We start from the raw sequence: 18,382 nt of genomic DNA, 5'->3' as shown, positions 1-18,382 counted from the left end.
TTTCTCCTAGAGAGGTTGTTTGGCGATAACAACTCTAGGATGCACCTGAGTAGGTTCTTGAGGCTAGAGCCTTGAACTTCTTCCACGTCCTAAGGACGTGGTTCTTATGTGTAATAGAATAACATCAGAGCTGTGTATTTAAAGGCAGCTCTGTTGTATTCTTAATTTCTGTCACTGCCAGATGGGAGTGCACTTCACCGATCATTGGCAGTTCCAGTAATTTACTTCTAACAAATTTCTCGTATTGTCGAATATCTCTTACAACTATCTTTAGCATATAGTCCCATGAACCAGTCATGGTGTAGCATTCAACCACTTCTTCGAACTCTTTGACCCTATCTTCAAACTCTTCCAGATGTCTTCGGCGTGTTTCCCTAAGATTAATTGTGCTGAAAGCAACCAGATCAATACCTAACTTTTCACGATTTAAAACGGCTACTTTTTTATTGATGATATCTTTTTGAATAAGCTGATTAATACGTCTCCAGCAGGGGGATTGACTCATATTCAAAATCTCGGCGATATCTGAAGAACTGCGGTCTGCATCAGACTGTAGTAGTTTTAAAATCTTAATGTCTTGCTCACTTAAATCGATCATTTTAGCTATTTTATACCTTCATAGATTATATATAGATAAATATAGACCATAATTGTATTTACGTGGTCTATATGAGAATAAAAAAACCCAGTTTTTCTTCCTATACTTTTGAGTAAGTTCATGGAGGATGGATATGACTACAACTACAGACACTAAAAGCAATAATAAAGACATTAAACGAAGCACTAAACAAAGCTCTAAACAAAGCATCAAATTAGCAGAAGTATCGCTCGACGATAAATACAAATTAAACACAACCAGAGCATACATTACGGGTATTGAAGCGTTGGTAAGATTACCCATGTTACAGCACCAGAGAGATCAGGAACGCGGCTTAAACACAGCGGGTTTTGTCTCTGGTTATCGTGGTTCTCCCCTAGGCGGTGTCGACCAGGCCATGTGGAAAGCCAAAAAGTATTTAGACGAACACAATATTACCTTTGTGCCCGGCATCAATGAAGACCTTGCCGCAACCGCAGTACGTGGTTCTCAGGAAGTGGGATTAATGCCAGGCAGTAAATTCGATGGTGTATTCGGTATGTGGTATGGCAAAGGACCCGGACTCGATCGCAGTATCGATGCCATTCGACATGCGAATGCAGCAGGCACCTCAAAGTGGGGGGGTGTACTTGCCGTTGTGGGTGATGATCACGGTTGTAAATCATCCACCTACCCTTATCAATCTGAACATTTATTCATGAGCCTTTCAATGCCAGTGCTTGCGCCAGCTAATGTGCAAGAGGTTCTGGATTTAGGCGTTTATGGGATTGAATTATCCCGTTACTGCGGCTGCTGGGTTGGGCTAAAAGCAATCACCGAGAATATGGATTCGGCGGTGTCAGCTAAAATCGACCCCAATCGCATAGAAATTAAAATCCCTAAAACTTTCCACATGCCAGACGATGGCGTGAATGTGCGTTGGCCAGACACACCCTTGGCACAGGAAGAAAGACTCAATAAATACAAAATCTATGCAGCACGTGTTTTCGCCAGAGAAAACAACCTTAATAAAATTGTTATGGATACCAAAACACCAAAGCTAGGTATCATTACATCGGGTAAAAGTTACCTTGATGTTCTACAAGCCTTTGACGATTTAGGTATCGACAAAAAACTGGCTTCTGAACTGGGCATTCGTGTCTATAAAGTGGGTATGCCCTGGCCACTGGAACCAGTCACCACGCATGAATTTGCAGAAGGTCTGGATGAAATTCTAGTGGTCGAAGAAAAACGCTCGGTAATGGAAGACCAGTTAACCGGTCAACTGTATAACTGGCCTGTCGACAAGCGACCAAAAGTAGTCGGTGAGTACGATGAACACGGTCAGGACCTACTAACAAATCTCGCCGAATTAACCCCTGCAATGATCGCCCGAGTGATTTTTCAACGCATTACACCATACATGAACGACGCTGAACTTATTAACGATAGCGTTATTGAAACCATGCAGAAGCGCGTTGATTTCATTAACCGTAAAGAGCGCAAACTCGCCAAACCACGTAAAATCTCCAATCGCGAAGCCATGTATTGTTCTGGCTGTCCGCACAATACTTCTACTGCAGTGCCCGAAGGATCAATCGCGGGTGGTGGTATTGGTTGCCATTATATGAGCACCTGGAGTAAAAACCGTCCTGCGCATAACTATACGCACATGGGTGGTGAAGGTGTAACCTGGACTGGTATTGCGCCGTTTACTGAAACAAAACACATGTTCCAGAACCTTGGTGATGGCACTTATTTCCATTCTGGATTATTGGCGATTCGTCAATCCGTTGCATCTGGTGTCAACATCACATATAAAATTTTATACAACGATGCAGTAGCGATGACCGGCGGCCAACCCGTCGATGGAAACTTAAGTGTGGCTCAGTTAGTACTGCAATTAAAAGGCGAAGGTATTAAGCGAATAGAGATTGTTTCTGATAACCCAAAAGCACATAAATCGTTGAATGATTCTACAGTCAGCATTAGTCATCGTGATCAACTCAATCTCGTTCAGAAGTCACTTCGCGAAACCACTGGAACGACTATCCTCATTTACGAACAAACCTGTGCTGCAGAAAAACGCAGACGACGCAAGCGTGGAATCATGCCGGATATTGATCAGCGTGTGGTAATCAACGAAGCTGTCTGTGAAGGTTGCGGCGACTGTAGCGTCAAATCGAATTGTATGTCTGTTATTCCGAAAGAAACCGAAGTTGGACGTAAACGTCAAATCGATCAGGCTGCCTGTAATAAAGACTTCTCCTGCATCAATGGGTTCTGCCCTAGTTTTGTTTCTGTCGCTGGTGGCGAGTTAAAGAAAAACAAAGAATCGAATATCTCGGTAGAGAATAACAATCTACCCGAACCGACACGCCCACTGATTGATCAACCCTGGAATATTTTGGTAACTGGTATTGGTGGTACCGGCGTACTGACGGTTACCTCTGTATTGTCTATGGCGGCGCATCTGGAAAACAAAGGGATCGCTACCTTAAACCAGACGGGTCTGGCACAAAAGTTTGGTCCTGTAATTAGTCATCTTCGAATTGCTAACGAACAGAAAGACATTCATGCAGTGCGAATTCCTGCCGGTGATGCAGACGTCATGATTGGTTGTGACCTGATTGTCAGTGCCTCTGATGATGCGTTAGCAAAGCTGAATGTAGAACGCAGCCATGCAGTTATCAATGACACCCTCACACCGACTGCTGAATTCGTGCACAACCCAGATGCTGTTTTTCAGGATGAGGCAATGAAACACAGCATCATCGATGAATTAAAAGAAGGTCGCGTCGATTTTCTACCGGCCACTGAAATCGCTAATGCGCTATTAGGCGATACCATTGCTACCAACCTATTCATGCTCGGTTATGCCTATCAGAAAGGGTTAATCCCGGTCAGTTCAGAAGCCATCTTTAAAGCGTTAGAACTCAATAAGGTGCGGATTGATTTCAACAAGAAAGCCTTTATGTGGGGTCGTATGGCATTACTAGACCGTAAAAAGGTTGAAGAAGCCGCGAATGTTGAAAAGAATCGTTTTACGCCGTTAGAAGATTTAGAAGATATTATCGAGTATCGCGCGAATGATTTAGTCGGCTATCAGGATGAGGAATACGCTCAACGTTACCGCAACAGTGTGAATGCGGCGAAAGAAGTCGAAACAGCCGTGATGGATAAAAGTGCCGAACTGGATGGACATGAAAATAGCTTGTTACTGACCAAAGCAGTCGCCAAAGTTCTGTACAAAGTGATGGCTTATAAAGACGAATATGAGGTGGCACGTTTATACACCGACGGACGTTTTAAAAAGCAAATTGAAGAAACCTTTGAAGGTGATACGGAGATGTCTTTTTACTTTGCCATGCCACTAATATCAAAGCGTGATCCTGATACCGGACATCTGGTTAAACGCAAATACGGTGCTTACATGTTACCTGTGTTAAAAAATCTAGCTAAACTGAAACGTTTCCGCGGGACTAAATTTGACCTGCTAGGAAAAACAGCAGAAAGACAGGTTGAACGTCAAATGATAATAGACGTAAACAATACGATAAGCACGGTGCTGAAAACTCTGCACCCTGGTAACTTATTGCATGCGATTGAGATCATTGAGCTGGCAAACGATGTCAGAGGTTATGGACACGTTAAAGAAGCAAACTATGAGCAATACCAGTTACGCTTAGCACAACAGTTAAAGAGCTATGAAAACGGTACCACGTTTGACGACAAAACTGGCACAGCCCATGTCGTGCAAATTCATAAAGTGGATGCTGCGTAACTGAGACAGAGTGTGTGTTTTTATAGTCTGTAAAAAGTTAAGCAACAATAAAAAAGCCCACTGCGGATAAGTGGGCTTTTTTTCAAAATAGTTTATGAATTACTTAGAATTTATAACCTACATTTAAACGGTAAACCATTGGGTCCAGGTCATAATCTACGTGTAAAGTTGTAGCTCCTGGCCCAGTAAGTGTGGCATCTGTATCAATATCAGCATACATCGCAGAAGCATTTAAAAACCATTTATCATTAATTTGATAATCAACACCAATTTGCGCTGCAAGACCAATGGAGTTATCTAGTTTCAGCTTGGTATAACCCAAACCTGCTGCATCATTACCCACTTTTTCATGGAAGAATATTGTGTAATTTAAACCAGCACCCACGTATGGCTGAAACTTGCCTTTACCACCTAAAAGATAGTACTGCGCACTTATGGTTGGTGGTAAATGTTTGATCTCTCCGATCGACGCACCATCAAGAGTACCGCCATCTGCTTTAATCTGATGAGTAAATGGAGTTGCTGCCAGAACTTCAATGCCTAACTTTTCAGAAAGCATGTATGTACCAGATAGTCCTAATTGAGTTTCGTTATCAGCCGAAACTGCTTCGCCAGCGATCTCTTGAATATCATCACTTTTATCATCTGGAACAACTGTCGCTGCACCAAACTTCAATAAAATATCACCCTTTTCGTACGCAGAAGCTGCCATTGGAAGAGCTAAGATTGCCGCACTTACAGCTAGTGCAATAGCATTTACTTTTTTCATTTTGTATCTCCTAATTAATCATGGCTGTATTTTGAAGGTTTAGAAAAAGTTATATATTGACCCAGATCATAAATTTATAATTAAGTTAATTCTTATACGATAAAGAATAGTTTGATTTTTCGATCAATTAAGATACCTACTTAATTATTCATTTTCTGTAACTCTAAAATTAATTACCTTGGATGATTGAAACGTCAATTCTTATTTTCATCTGCTGTATTCGTTGTTTTATCTTCAAAGTTAGAAAAAACAATGAGACTTCGGTATCATGCGCAATAATTCACCAGATCTGATCAGTAAAACAAGGGCCATACAATGAGAAAAGGAATTATATTAGCTGGCGGCAGTGGTACACGCCTGCACCCGCTCACTCAAGTAGTTAGTAAACAGTTAATGCCTGTTTATGACAAACCAATGATTTATTACCCGCTTACAGTACTAATGTTGTCTGGTATTCGTGATATTTTGATAATCACAACCCCCCATGATAGCGAACAATTTCAAAAACAATTGGGTGATGGCTCTCAATGGGGCTTGAATATACAGTATGCAGTTCAACCTAATCCAGAAGGATTAGCTCAGGCTTTTATCATCGGCAAAGAATTTGTCGGCAATGATCCCGTAACACTAATTCTCGGCGATAATATATATTACGGTGAAGGCTTATCACAGAGACTACTTACTCTTGCCAAGAAGGATCAAGGTGCAACCGTTTTTGGGTATTACGTTCGTGATCCAGAACGTTATGGAGTCGTAGACTTTGATAAAAACGGTATTGCACTTAGTATTGAAGAAAAGCCAGAAAAGCCAAAATCTAACTATGCAGTTACTGGCTTATATTTTTATGACAATGATGTGTTAGATATCGCTGAGAACATCAAGCCTTCTCCACGAGGTGAGCTCGAAATCACCGACATTAATCGAGTTTATCTGGAGCAAGGTAAACTAACGGTTGAAATGCTTAAACGTGGAACTGCATGGCTAGATACGGGGACCCATGCTTCTTTGCTTGATGCAGCAAATTACATCAGAGTCATTGAAGAACGCCAAGGCTTAAAAATAGCATGCCCTGAAGAAGTTGCCTGGTTTATGAACTATATCACCACAGATGAGCTACTCAGCCTGGCTATACCGTTACAGAAAAGTGGCTATGGTCAGTATTTAATAGATATCGTTAATGCCGGCTTACACCGAAAGTAAGAAGTGACATAAAACTGATGAAGATTTGACCGAGAATAAAGTGAGAAAAAATGAGAGATAGTAGTTTATTACAATGCCGTATTTGCGATAATGATGATCACAATACCATCTATAAAGTTCGTGAAATGATGCTCGGTATTCGAGACACACATAACTACTTTGAATGTGCTGATTGCGGTTGTTTACAAATTGTAGAAGTTCCTGAAAATATTCAAGAATACTACCCCAATGAAGACTACTATTCTTACGAAGAAGTGAAAGCAACAAGTGGTTTAAAAGGCAAACTTATCCGTAATAGAGATAGATTTGCAGCAACCGGCAAAGGCATGGTCGGTAGTATCATGCAACATTACCAACCACACGATAAACTCCCGTCTTTAAGACATGCAAATGTCACACTTGACTCTAAAATTCTTGATGTAGGCTGTGGTGCAGGTCATTTACTACATTCAATGAAGGAAGCGGGTTTTAAAAACCTACTAGGTATCGATCCATTTAACAAAGAAGATATTCAATACGATAATGGTTTAACCATTGCCAAGAATTCTATTCACGAACTTCCTGCCAGCAATGAGAGTGATAAAAAGTACGGCACTGAAAACGGCTGGGACTTAATCATGTTCAACCATTCCTACGAACATGTTTATGATCAGTTTGAAGTACTAGAAAAAACGTATGACTTACTCAAGCCAGGTGGAATATGCATGTTACGTATTCCTACCGTTACTTCATGGGCATGGCGTCATTACGCGGAAGACTGGGTTCAACTAGACGCACCAAGACACTTATTCCTTCATTCACTTCGAAGTATTCACATCCTTGCAGAGAAAACCGGCTTTGAACTGGATGAAGTCATTTACGACTCATTTGCTTTCCAGAGCTGGGGCAGTGAGCAATATAAAAAAGACATCGCATTACACGACGAAAATTCCTATGCGATTAATCCCGAAAAATCCATTTTTAGCAAAGAAGATATAAAGGGATTCGAAGAACACAGCAAGGTTCTCAATCAATCAAAAGCGGGCGATCAGGCTGCTTTTTATCTGAAAAAGATATAATTCGTGAGTAAAAACAAAAAGCCAAAAGTACTGGCGATCGCATCACCCGGTGGTCACTGGATTCAATTGAATAAAATCTGTAATCCCTTAGAGGATCGATTTGATTTAACCTATGTCACGCCCGGTTCTGAATACGCATCTGCAGTAAAAAACTCACGCAAAGTATTAAACGTGACCGATGCCAGCGCGGACAGTAAACTTAAATTAATCCCGCTTGCCTTCCAATTGCTCTGGATATTCATCAAGGAACGCCCTACTGCGATTATCTCTACAGGTGCAGCGCCCGGCGCGATTGCATTTTTACTCGCTAAATTTTTACCTATCAAAACCATTTGGGTCGATAGTATCGCCAATGTTAGTCAAATTTCGCGTTCTGGTCGTATGGTCATGAAACATGCTGACAAAGTGATTACCCAGTGGGAACCATTGAGTGATGGTGAAAAAGTCGTCTATAAAGGCTCAATACTATGATTTTTGTAGCAGTAGGCACTCAATTCTCATTCAATCGACTCATCGAATACATGGACGATTGGGCCGCAGAGCATGATGAAAGCGTCATCGCACAAATCAGTGACGGAAGCTACACACCCAAAAATATGGAGTGGGAACGCTTTCTCAATGGTGAACAATACAATAAGAACATCAAAGAAGCCTCAGTGTTTGTTTCACACGCCGGAATGGGCAACATTATCAGTGCACGTGAACAACAAACACCCATTATTGTGATGAATCGACAATTTAAATTGGGCGAACATCGAAATGATCACCAGGCCGATGGCCTAAAGTGGATGGGTAAATTAGATGGTGTTTATACCGCGAGCACTCAAGAAGAATTAAACCAACATCTAAGTCACATAGAGAAGCTTCAACTTAAAAATACCAATAGTACAGTAGGCAATCAAAATCTGACCGATTATATCGCTGATTTTATCAACGACGATTTAACAAAGTAGCATTACAGTCATGAGTGCTCTTAAAAAGCTATTCAGCAAAGTATTAAATAACCCGCTGCTCAAACAGAGCCTATGGTCATTGATTGCAAGGTTTGTAGGCGTTGCTTTAAATTTTCTAGTCGTAATGATTATCACTAATCAACTACCAAAATCATCTGCTGGTGATATTTTATTGTTAATGACGTTTATTACAGGTATTGCGTTAATCAGCCGGCTTGGCATCGATCAATTATTAATGAAAGAAGTTGCCAGCGCTCACCAGGAAGATCTTGATTTTCATGAAGGATTCTTTAAAGCCAGCTTAAAAGCCGTGTTGTTTTTATCATTTATTTTCATGGCTTTATGGGCGCTATCCAGTCATTACATTCAGGCTAATTTCTTTTTTGATCATATTGCTAATAGCAACATTAACGAGAAGCTACCAAACGTTAGTATCACGGAACTAGTTGTAGCCAGCCTGGGCATCTTGTTTTTTAATCTGGTTATTTTAAACAGCACTTATTTAAAAGCGATTAAAAAAACAGTGATGGGTGTACTCGGACAAAATGCACTCACAGCGATCACTTTTTTAGTATTGATTGGATTATTCTGGAATTACTTTTCAACAGATCAGTATGTATTTTATATCTATACCGCATCCATATTATTGGCGGGAGTTATTGCAATTATCTATACGTATCGATCATTTGCCAATAAAACCATAGCAGCAGGAAACATTGAAACACATTCTTCACTATTAGAAACAGTTTCAAAAACAACTACACCCCCCCACTTATACGCACTTATTTCAAAATCTCTACCGCTAGCACCCGTATCGATTATTTCTTTTCTGATGATATTTACTGATACCATCATGGTTGGCTGGTTTTTAGCCAACGAACAAGTCGCTGAATACAGTGTTGCTTCGAAAATCTCTTATATTGTTTTATTTTTTTTGCAGGCGATGGAAGCAACCATTTACCCCAGATTATTAAATATATTTAGCCACAACAAAGATAAATTACATTCATTTTTCTGGCAATCAACCGCTTTGGTCATTACTGTCGTTCTGTCTGTCACTGTTTTCATGTATTTATTATCAGATTGGATTTTAATAGCTTTCGGTAAGGAATATGATGTGGCGAAATCCGCATTAGGACTTTTATTAATCGCGCAGCTTTTCAGAGCAGCAACCATCACCTTTTCGTTTATGTTTATTATCCGTGAAAAAGTAAGATATCTAAATTACATACTTGTCACTGCTTTTGTGGTGAACGTTGTGTGTAATATTATTTTTATCCAGAGCCATGGTATTGAAGGTGCTGCTTTTGCAACACTTGTAGCGAATGCCACATTACTAGTTTTGATAATCGCACTATTCGCAGCACATAAACTATTAACACTTCCTAAAGAAGCCACTCAGCCATGATCATTAGACTTCTTGCCATTTTGTTCGTAATTTCCATATTCATACCTGTGGAATTTCATATTTTAGCTGGCAGCCTGCGTCTAGAAGCCTATCGTCTGGTTCTAGCGGTAGTGTTAATTTATGGTTTTATCAATATCAACCAGATATTGAAACAGGCCAATTTGGTCGATATTTTATTGTTCTTCTTTGTGATATTGGCAACCGCCAGCCTTATCTATAACCACGGATTGAAAGATGGCATAGAATCGGCAGGAATTCTGATTATAGAAATACTGGGGTCTTTTTATCTAGCCCGGCTGTTTATCACTACCCCAAAAAGTTATTACGAAATCAATATGTGGTTTGCCACTATTTTGGCAATATTACTCGTATTCTCCTTGTATGAGGCCTTTGCCAAACATCGTATTCTGCACGAGTGGGCCAAGGTAATAACCGGCAATGACTCTTTAGATTACCGTTTGTATACTCATTACTATATCCGAATGGGCATTATGCGAACCACCAACCTGTTCGCCCACCCTATTTTGTATGGCACAATCGGGGCGATATTTTTCCCTTTCATCGTGCTTTTAGTCGCTTATAAATTCAAACTCGGCAATGCCATTAAAGCGGTTGCCATATTTATTGGGATGGTAACCACACTCTCATCAGCACCACTTCTTTCAGTGGCATTCCAAGCAATGACTGCTGTACTCACGCGTTTCTGGCATGGAGGCAAACGCTTCTGGTTTGGCTTCGGCTTTATTGCCTTGTCTGGTATGATTTTGATTAATGCGCTGTCTAATCGTGGTTTCTTTGCGATCCTTATTTCATACCTGACCTTTAACCCGGTTACAGGCTACTATCGCTTACTCCAGTGGGAATACACCATGGATGATATAAAAGAACATCCATTATTTGGTATTGGCCTACATGACTGGACTCGTCCAGAATGGATGAATAACAGTATTGATAGCTTCTGGTTATTAATGACACTACAGCATGGCATTATTGCCAGCTTCATTTTACTGTTCTTGTGTCTATACGCCGTGTTTCACATGCTCAACAGATTACATAAATTCCATCCTGCTACTCGCTGGATGATTCGCTCATGGATATTGGCATTCATGTCACTTATTCTTATCGGTTTTACCGTCGATTATTTTGGTAAGATACAACCATTATTCTTCTTTATTCTAGGCTCAATTGGCTGGGCAAGTAATCATCAACAAATGAACCAGATTATTAAAAGAATGACACAAAGATTAAGAGCAAAAAAACGAAGCACACAGGGACACTCATGAGAGCCAGATTTATCAACCAGAATATGTTTATGGTACTTGTGAGAATCCGTAACTCACTACTTTATGCAAGAACCTGGTATTACCGAACTGTCTACGGAATGGATATTGCCAAAGATGTGCGACTATCATTCAAGTCACGAATAGATAAAACCAATCCGAAAGGTTTAACCATCGGTGAAAAAACCATGGTTACCTTTGATGCGATTGTGCTTTCTCACGACTATGCCTCGAGAAGACATGCGGCAAGAACAGTAATCGGGACGCATTGTTTTATAGGCTGTGGATCTATTATTCTTCCTAACGTTACTGTTGGTAATCACGTCATTGTAGCGGCCGGTAGCGTTGTAACTACGGATGTTCCTGATAATTGTATTGTTGCAGGAAACCCAGCCAAAGTTATAAAAACAGGTATAGATACAATTGCTTACGGAATGTTATCTGAAGAATATTTAGCAACACAAGATGCAATAGCAGAGAAAACAAATGAGCAAGATTGATATAATTTTAGTCTCGTACAATACTGCTGAATACACAAAACGCGCTATTGCATCAGTTTACGAAGAAACCAAAAAGACTTCTTTTCGAATTATCATGGTCGATAACGACTCTAAGGATAATTCGGTTGAACTAATCGCCTCAGAATTTCCTGAAGTTGAAATCATCCAGACAGGTGCCAATCTTGGTTTTGCCGGTGGCGTCAATGTTGGTACAAAAGCCAGCAATAGTGATTACATCCTGTTACTCAATCCCGATACCGTGATTCTGGAAGGCGCAATCGACAAACTTTTTGAATACGCCCAAAGTACGCCTAAAGCTGGCGTTTGGGGTGGTATTACACTGAATAACGATTTAAGCCTTAACCCTAATAACGCTCGTGCTAGATTATCTTTTAAAACACTGTTATTCAGTGCCTTGGGATTAAGCAAAGCCTTTAATAAAAGCTGCTTTTTTAACCATGACAATTATGGTTGCTGGGATAGAAAAAGCGAGCGAGAAGTCGATGTCGTGACTGGCTGTTTCTTTTTGACACCCCGCCACTTATGGGAAGATTTACAAGGGCTCGATGAAACCTTTTTCATGTATGCAGAAGAAGCAGATTACTGTATACGGGCAATCAAAAAAGGCTATCAACCACGTGTTACCCCTGACGCTAAAATCATTCATCATGGTGGTGTCAGCGAAACGAATTTATCGGGCAAAATGCTAAAACTGTTAAAAGGCAAAGCTGAACTGATCAACAAGCACGCTAAATCCTGGGAAAAGCCGATACATAAAGGTTTATTGCAGTTACATGTTCTAAACAAACTACTCTCATTGAAGCTTTTATCTCTATTCAAAAAAGATAAATTAGAAACTCTTAAAGAGTGGCAAACCGTTTACGAACAACGCAATGAATGGCTCAAAGGGTATCGTTAATGGCGACAGTAATTGTACCTGCACACAACGAAGCCAGTGTCATTGAAGACTGTCTGAACAGCATTATCAACCAACCGGGGATCGATAATATAATCGTCGCTTGCAATGGTTGCACAGACAATACCGTTAAGATTGTGACGACTAAATTCCCCAGCGTCACTTGCCTCGACATTGAAAAACCTTCAAAAACCAATGCGCTAAATGTCGCTGAAGAAAAAGCCAAGGCATTAGGCATAAGTTATCCTGTTTTTTATATCGATGCCGATACTCAACTCAGCGAAAACGCCATCCAGCATATTTCACAAGTGATGGATACAGGTGACGTTTTGCTCTCGGCACCTACGCCTATCATTAACACTGACAAGTCATCATTTTTAGTGAAGACCTACTATAAAGTCTGGACCAATCTTCCCTATATCAAAGAAGGTGTAATCGCCACCTGCAGCTTTATTGTGAGTGAAGAAGGCAGGCAACGATTTGACAAGTTTGCTGATGTTATTGGTGATGATGGCTATATCCGCTGTCACTTCAAAAACAAGGAAATAGCAAATATCAAAGGTGCAGAAATTTATATTACTGCTCCTAAAGATATTTTCTCTTTAATCAAGATAAAAACCAGAGCCCGATTAGGCAATATGGAATTAATCGCTAAAGACAAATGCCCTGTTCGCGAAGAAAAACATTATGGCAATGTCATGAAAGAAAGATTATTTAGTAAGAACTTTTTCTCCACTTCCATCTACATAGCAATAGCTCTGATTATTCGAGTACGTGCAAATGCTCAATTTAAAAAGCTCAGCACGTACACATGGGAAAAAGACACGTCTTCAAGATAAAACACATTTATTCGTTTTTTATCTAGTTAAACAGCTTAGTTTCTATGATAAAGAGCAGAAATAAGTAAATAATATCTATATAATTACAAGCTGTAATATTTACCAGCTGACTCAATAGCTTGCAACGGAAAGGAAACCTAATCTGTGGATGATAAACATATTAGTTCAGAACTTATCTATCGTACCGTAGATATTCTGATCATTCTTTTCACACTATTTCTCGGTTCACCCTATACAAATTTTTATAATTTAGAAGGCTATATCATCGCAGGATTAAGTGCGATTGTTATATTTGGCCTTGTCGGTCGATTTACCGATATCTATACCTCCTGGAGTGGCAGACCTCTTAAAGACGAAGCCCTGCGAATTACCATGGCGTGGCTGATTACCTTTCTTTCACTAGTCTTTATTGCCTTTGTTACTAAAACAACTGAACAGTTTTCACGTGTTGTACTCGTAGCCTGGTTAATTGCGACCCCGGTTTTATTAATACTGGCCCGATTCTTACTGCGTCAGATTTTTGCTCACTTACGCAGAATGGGAGTCAATAACCGCAGAGTTGTTATTGTAGGCATGACTCAAAATGGTTTGCACTTCGCCCGTGATCTCGAGAACAGACCAGAATTTGGTTATCATGTCGCTGGTTTTTATGACGATAGAAAAGATCGCGTCCATAAAGAAGTACTCAACCATTATGCACACCTTGGTAGCTTTGAAGACTTAATCATTGCTGCCAGAAACGGCGAATGGGATCAAATTTATATTGCCCTGCCGGTTGAAGCACGTAAACGTATGTTGAAATTGCTCAATGACCTTTCGGACAGCGCAACACCCATTAGACTACTTCCGGATTATTTCACGACTAATCTGTTACACAGTAAATTTATCGAAATAGCAGACAATCCGGTTCTCTGTATTTATGATTCGCCTTTCTCTGCTGATCACGCATTTATCAAACGAATCGAAGATATCCTATTAGGCAGTATCATCCTAACCATGATATCTCCCATTCTATTGGGTATCGCATTAGCTGTGAAATTAACATCAAAAGGCCCTGTGCTGTTTAAACAGTCGCGCTACGGTCAAAATGGCGACAAAATAAGGGTATGGAAGTTTAGAACAATGACCGTTTGTGAAGATGGTGATGATGTTAAACAAGCGACTCGCGGAGATTCGAGATACACCAAGATTGGCGAATTCTTGCGCAAAACCTCTTTAGACGAGCTTCCACAGTTTTTTAACGTACTCCAGGGAACAATGTCTATTGTCGGTCCACGCCCTCATGCTGTTGCACATAATGAGCAATACAGATCAATCATCCCGGGTTACATGCTTCGTCATATGATCAAACCAGGGATAACAGGCTGGGCTCAAATAAATGGCTGGCGTGGAGAAACCAATACGGTTTATAAAATGCGTAAACGTGTAGAGTTTGATCTTGAATATATGCGCGAATGGAGCCTATGGCTCGATCTTAAGATTATATTCTTAACCATATTCCGCGCTTTCACAGATAAAAACGCGTACTAATCCAACCTCGTTTAAGACTACATTTTGCAATTAGATCAAATCACTTTTACGCGTTTTGTCGCCGCCCTTACCGTTGTTTTCTTCCATTACGGTCAGACTGTATTCCCGGCTAACGTACCTTTCCTGTTTGAGAATGTAACGGCTGGCCCAATTGCAGTGGGGTATTTTTACGTCCTCTCTGGTTTCATTATGTCTATTGCTTATTATAAAGTAGACGTATCTAACCGAGCTGAATTTAAAAAGTTAAAATACTGGGTAGCTCGATTTGCACGCATATACCCTGTCTATTTAATCGCGCTTCTAGTCATTGTTGCCGCAAAATATAAAACATTGGGTGAAGACTGGGACGTTTTCCTAGCCCATATTTTTCTCGTTCAATCTTGGATTCCGGGATATCCGATTACCCTCAACACACCTGGCTGGTCATTGTCTGTAGAAGCATTCTTTTACCTATGTTTTCCTTTTTTGATTTTGTGGGTTTATAAAAAAGGGATTAAACAACTGGCTGTATTTAGCACTGTGTTATGGGTTTTGACTCAATTAATACTAACCCATCAATTGAATTCTGACGCCTATATACCAAAGAATCAGCTTCACGACTTTATTTACTACAACCCGGCAATGCACTTAAGCTCTTTCTTACTCGGCATGTTGTGCGGCATATACCTAAAACACACTAAGGATAAACAGACGAGCAACAACGGTTTACTCCTTTTCGCTTCATTCATGCTTATCTTTATTTTAATTTGGGCAAGACCTCATCTTGAAAACCTATTCGGTTTAAAACTAGCCTTTACCAATGGACTACTTGCACCTGTTTTTCTACTCTTTATTATTACTCTAGCTCGACACAAGGGTGGAATATCGAGAGTCTTCAGTAACCCTAAACTTGTTTTATTAGGTGAAGCGAGTTATTCCTTATACATATTACAAAAACCGGCGCATGGGATTTATGATAAAATCATTGTTCCTCGGCTCCCATTGAATGAAACCATTCATTTTTATATCTTTCTGGTTTTACTCATTATTTTATCCATCTTGTCTTATAAATATTTTGAAACACCGATGAGACAATTAATACGCAGAAAACTGCAATAGGCCTTTTTCAACCGGTAAACGATTATTTATTGTTACTAAAATGGCTACTTGCTAGAATGTGCGCCGCCTCGTATCTACTTCATCCAGATTTATATTAACTTCATCTGTGCTTCTTTGAACCAAATGGAAGCATTTAAGATACTAAGCCAAGTACAAACTCCCTACTGACAAAAGTAACAGAACATTATGACTTCAAAAAACGGCCAGCAACTTCCTATGAATACACGTTCACCAAGAAGTAATGCATCTGATAGCGACCTTATTCCATATCCTCGAGACTTCTACCCTGAGGAATTACTGGAAGATTCAGGCGGGCTTGATTTAAAAGAATTCATCAATGTACTCAAAAATCATAAGAAATTAATTCTTTCGATCGCATTTGTAACTATGCTAATTGCACTATTACTAACGTTGTTAATGCAGCCTGTTTATCGCGCTTATTCAACGATCAAAGTTGAAAGATATGCAGCGAACCCAAATGTGCAAATTCTAAATGCAGAAGCATCCAGAAGCGATAGAGACTTCTTTGAAACACAAATTCAATTAATTCAGACAAAAACACTCGCAAGCAGAGTTATTTCTGATCTTGGTTTAGATAAAAAACCAGAAGCAACAGGATTAGTAGCAAGTATTAAAAATCTATTTTCTGGCGACAAAGCAGCAGATGCTAAAGATACGACAGCCATGGAAGAAATATTTTTAAAGAACTTAACAGTTACACCCGTTAGTAATTCTCAACTTCTATCAATTAGCTATGACTCATCTAATCCAAAGTTAGCAGCTGATATTAATAATGCAATCGCCAAAACCTTTGTAAGACAAAATCTGGAGCGCAGATATGATACGGCTTCATCATATAAAGCCTATGTTACTGACAATATTGAAGTAACAAAGAAAAGTCTGGAAGATGCTGAAAATCGTTTAAATGAATACGCACGTGAAAATAATATCGTACAAGATGTTGATGGCGAATCAACAAGCAGCCTTACCCTAAAGAAACAAATCGATGAATTAGTAAATGCTGAAAAAGAGCGAATTGATGCGGAAGCTGCTTATGAATTATTTAAAAACAATCCTGATTCAACACCTGCGTTTGCAATCAATGACCCTTATATTCTTTCACTTAAGAAAGCTGCAGCGCGCTTAGAAACGCAATACCAGGGCTTAACTAAAAAGAACACACGAAGCGCAAACAGACTTAGAAAACGAATAGACGATTTAAAAGAACAAATTGTTTCAGAGAGTAAATCTATTCAATCTTCCTTTGAATCTCGTTTCATGGAAGCACAGCAAAAAGAAAAAATGGTAAGAACTCAGCTTGATAAGCTAAAAGCTGGCGCCCTCAATACTCAATCGAAAAGTACTAAATACAATAGACTACTCCGTGAAGTTGAAATCAATCAACTGGCTTACAATAAACAGCTAGAACAGTTAATGGCTGTTAATGTCGCAAGCAATGTAGGCACTAATAATATTTCTATTATTGACACCGCTTCTGTTCCAACAAAGAAATTCAAACCGAGTCTTAAGACAAATCTCGGTTTTGGACTGATTTTAGGTTTATTACTGGGAATGGGCTTTGCATTCTTACGTGAATTTGTAGATGACAGTGTTAAAAACAGTGAGTTATTAGAGCAAGCAACCGGCCTTCCGGTTTTATCTCAGCTACCAGAAACCAAAAATCTGGGTCCCAAAAAGCTAGCATTACAAACTGCATTGGAACCTCGTTCCGCATTAGCTGAAGCGATTCGATCTTTACGCACCAGCCTTCGCTTTTCAACCAGACACGGTGCGCCTCAAAGTACCTTTATTACAAGCTCAAGTGCAGGCGAAGGAAAAAGTACCGTCGCTTTAAACCTTGCTACAGCTTATGCTCAAGCGGGTAGTAGCGTATTGTTAATTGACGCAGATTTAAGAAACCCGAGCATTCACCAACTACTTGAATTGAATAACGTAGAAGGTTTAACTAATTACCTTGCAACTACTGATACTAAAAGCGGTGATGTTACTCAGGCATGTATGATCAAGAATCTTAATGTGATTACCTCTGGCCCTATCCCTCCTGATCCAGTAGAACTTTTATCTGGAAGTAAAATGGCGGAACTGATTGAAAATGCTAACGACATCTATGACTATATTATTATTGATGGTCCACCAGTACTAGGATTGGCAGATTCTCAAATATTGGGTAATCTGACTGAAGCAACTATTGTTACGGTAGAAGCGAGCAAAACAAGTAAAACCGCATTACTAGATAGTTTGAAGCGTTTGGAACGCGCCAATGCAAATATGATTGGCACTGTATTAAATAGAAACAGTCGTTCTGCTAATCCTGATTACAATCAGGAATACTATTCTTATGCCAGAAAGACATCACAACCCAAAAAAGCATAAAAAAAGCTAAAAGTAGATGGGGTGATTGTTATAAGTCACCCCCCTACTTTTAATCACTTTTTTCTAACTCAAATCT

15 protein-coding genes are annotated in these 18,382 nt (G+C 39.7%); 13 read left to right on the top strand and 2 right to left on the bottom strand.

The genetic code is table 11. The features are described 5' to 3' along the window. Window positions 1–124: 124 nt before the first annotated feature. Window positions 125–598 carry an Lrp/AsnC family transcriptional regulator gene (locus tag Q1A31_RS08860; protein WP_299875377.1) on the bottom strand — a complete coding sequence of 158 codons (474 nt, stop codon included), beginning with the start codon at window positions 596–598 and terminating at the stop codon, window positions 125–127. A gap of 133 nt (window positions 599–731) precedes the next feature. On the opposite strand from Q1A31_RS08860, the gene Q1A31_RS08855 reads away from it, so the two are divergent. Continuing rightward, the gene (locus tag Q1A31_RS08855) at window positions 732–4,361 is read left to right on the top strand and encodes an indolepyruvate ferredoxin oxidoreductase family protein (RefSeq protein ID WP_299875375.1); all 3,630 of its coding nucleotides are present in this window, start codon (window positions 732–734) and stop codon (window positions 4,359–4,361) included. A 103-nt stretch (window positions 4,362–4,464) separates the two neighbouring features. Here the strand turns inward: Q1A31_RS08855 and Q1A31_RS08850 are convergent, their stop codons facing one another. Further along, window positions 4,465–5,130 carry an OmpW family protein gene (locus Q1A31_RS08850; protein ID WP_299875372.1) on the bottom strand — a complete coding sequence of 222 codons (666 nt, stop codon included), beginning with the start codon at window positions 5,128–5,130 and terminating at the stop codon, window positions 4,465–4,467. A 315-nt stretch (window positions 5,131–5,445) separates the two neighbouring features. Here Q1A31_RS08850 and rfbA point away from each other — a divergent pair, with 315 nt between their 5' ends. From rfbA to Q1A31_RS08790, 12 genes are all read left to right on the top strand, one after another. Further along, window positions 5,446–6,330, top strand: a complete 885-nt coding sequence (gene rfbA, locus Q1A31_RS08845) for a glucose-1-phosphate thymidylyltransferase RfbA (protein ID WP_299875369.1) — start codon at window positions 5,446–5,448, stop codon at window positions 6,328–6,330. Window positions 6,331–6,380: 50 nt separating this feature from the next. Further along, window positions 6,381–7,388: a class I SAM-dependent methyltransferase gene (locus Q1A31_RS08840; RefSeq protein WP_299875366.1), complete on the top strand. Its 1,008-nt coding sequence runs from the start codon at window positions 6,381–6,383 to the stop codon at window positions 7,386–7,388. Between the two features lie 3 nt (window positions 7,389–7,391). Next, window positions 7,392–7,859 carry an oligosaccharide biosynthesis protein Alg14 gene (locus Q1A31_RS08835; RefSeq protein WP_299875363.1) on the top strand — a complete coding sequence of 156 codons (468 nt, stop codon included), beginning with the start codon at window positions 7,392–7,394 and terminating at the stop codon, window positions 7,857–7,859. Further along, window positions 7,856–8,341 (top strand): glycosyltransferase, encoded by a 486-nt coding sequence (locus tag Q1A31_RS08830; protein ID WP_299875360.1) that lies wholly within the window; start codon window positions 7,856–7,858, stop codon window positions 8,339–8,341. The genes Q1A31_RS08835 and Q1A31_RS08830 overlap by 4 nt, the downstream gene beginning before the upstream one ends. 10 nt (window positions 8,342–8,351) lie before the next feature. Next, a complete protein-coding gene (locus tag Q1A31_RS08825) occupies window positions 8,352–9,749 on the top strand; it encodes an oligosaccharide flippase family protein (protein WP_299875357.1) in 1,398 nt (465 codons plus the stop codon). After that, complete coding sequence (locus Q1A31_RS08820) at window positions 9,746–11,032, top strand: O-antigen ligase (RefSeq protein ID WP_299875354.1); 1,287 nt, start codon at window positions 9,746–9,748, stop codon at window positions 11,030–11,032. Before Q1A31_RS08825 ends, Q1A31_RS08820 begins: the two co-directional genes overlap by 4 nt. Next, the gene (locus tag Q1A31_RS08815; RefSeq protein ID WP_131905623.1) at window positions 11,029–11,529 is read left to right on the top strand and encodes an acyltransferase; all 501 of its coding nucleotides are present in this window, start codon (window positions 11,029–11,031) and stop codon (window positions 11,527–11,529) included. Before Q1A31_RS08820 ends, Q1A31_RS08815 begins: the two co-directional genes overlap by 4 nt. Continuing rightward, window positions 11,516–12,448 (top strand): glycosyltransferase family 2 protein, encoded by a 933-nt coding sequence (locus Q1A31_RS08810; protein WP_299875347.1) that lies wholly within the window; start codon window positions 11,516–11,518, stop codon window positions 12,446–12,448. Before Q1A31_RS08815 ends, Q1A31_RS08810 begins: the two co-directional genes overlap by 14 nt. Beyond that, on the top strand, window positions 12,448–13,284 hold the full coding sequence (locus Q1A31_RS08805) for a glycosyltransferase family 2 protein (protein WP_299875344.1): 837 nt from the start codon (window positions 12,448–12,450) through the stop codon (window positions 13,282–13,284). Before Q1A31_RS08810 ends, Q1A31_RS08805 begins: the two co-directional genes overlap by 1 nt. 144 nt (window positions 13,285–13,428) lie before the next feature. Next, the gene (locus tag Q1A31_RS08800) at window positions 13,429–14,814 is read left to right on the top strand and encodes an undecaprenyl-phosphate glucose phosphotransferase (RefSeq protein WP_299875341.1); all 1,386 of its coding nucleotides are present in this window, start codon (window positions 13,429–13,431) and stop codon (window positions 14,812–14,814) included. 24 nt (window positions 14,815–14,838) lie between these two features. Beyond that, the gene (locus tag Q1A31_RS08795) at window positions 14,839–15,912 is read left to right on the top strand and encodes an acyltransferase (RefSeq protein WP_299875338.1); all 1,074 of its coding nucleotides are present in this window, start codon (window positions 14,839–14,841) and stop codon (window positions 15,910–15,912) included. A 186-nt stretch (window positions 15,913–16,098) separates the two neighbouring features. Then, entirely contained in the window at window positions 16,099–18,306 is a 2,208-nt protein-coding gene (locus Q1A31_RS08790; RefSeq protein WP_299875335.1) for a tyrosine-protein kinase family protein, read from the top strand. The last annotated feature ends 76 nt before the right edge of the window (window positions 18,307–18,382 follow it).

The organism is uncultured Cocleimonas sp. (assembly GCF_947495625.1).
GTDB lineage: Bacteria > Pseudomonadota > Gammaproteobacteria > Thiotrichales > Thiotrichaceae > Cocleimonas.
The sequence above is the reverse complement of the archived record's forward strand: the minus strand, read 5'-3'. Positions and strand labels throughout refer to the sequence as shown.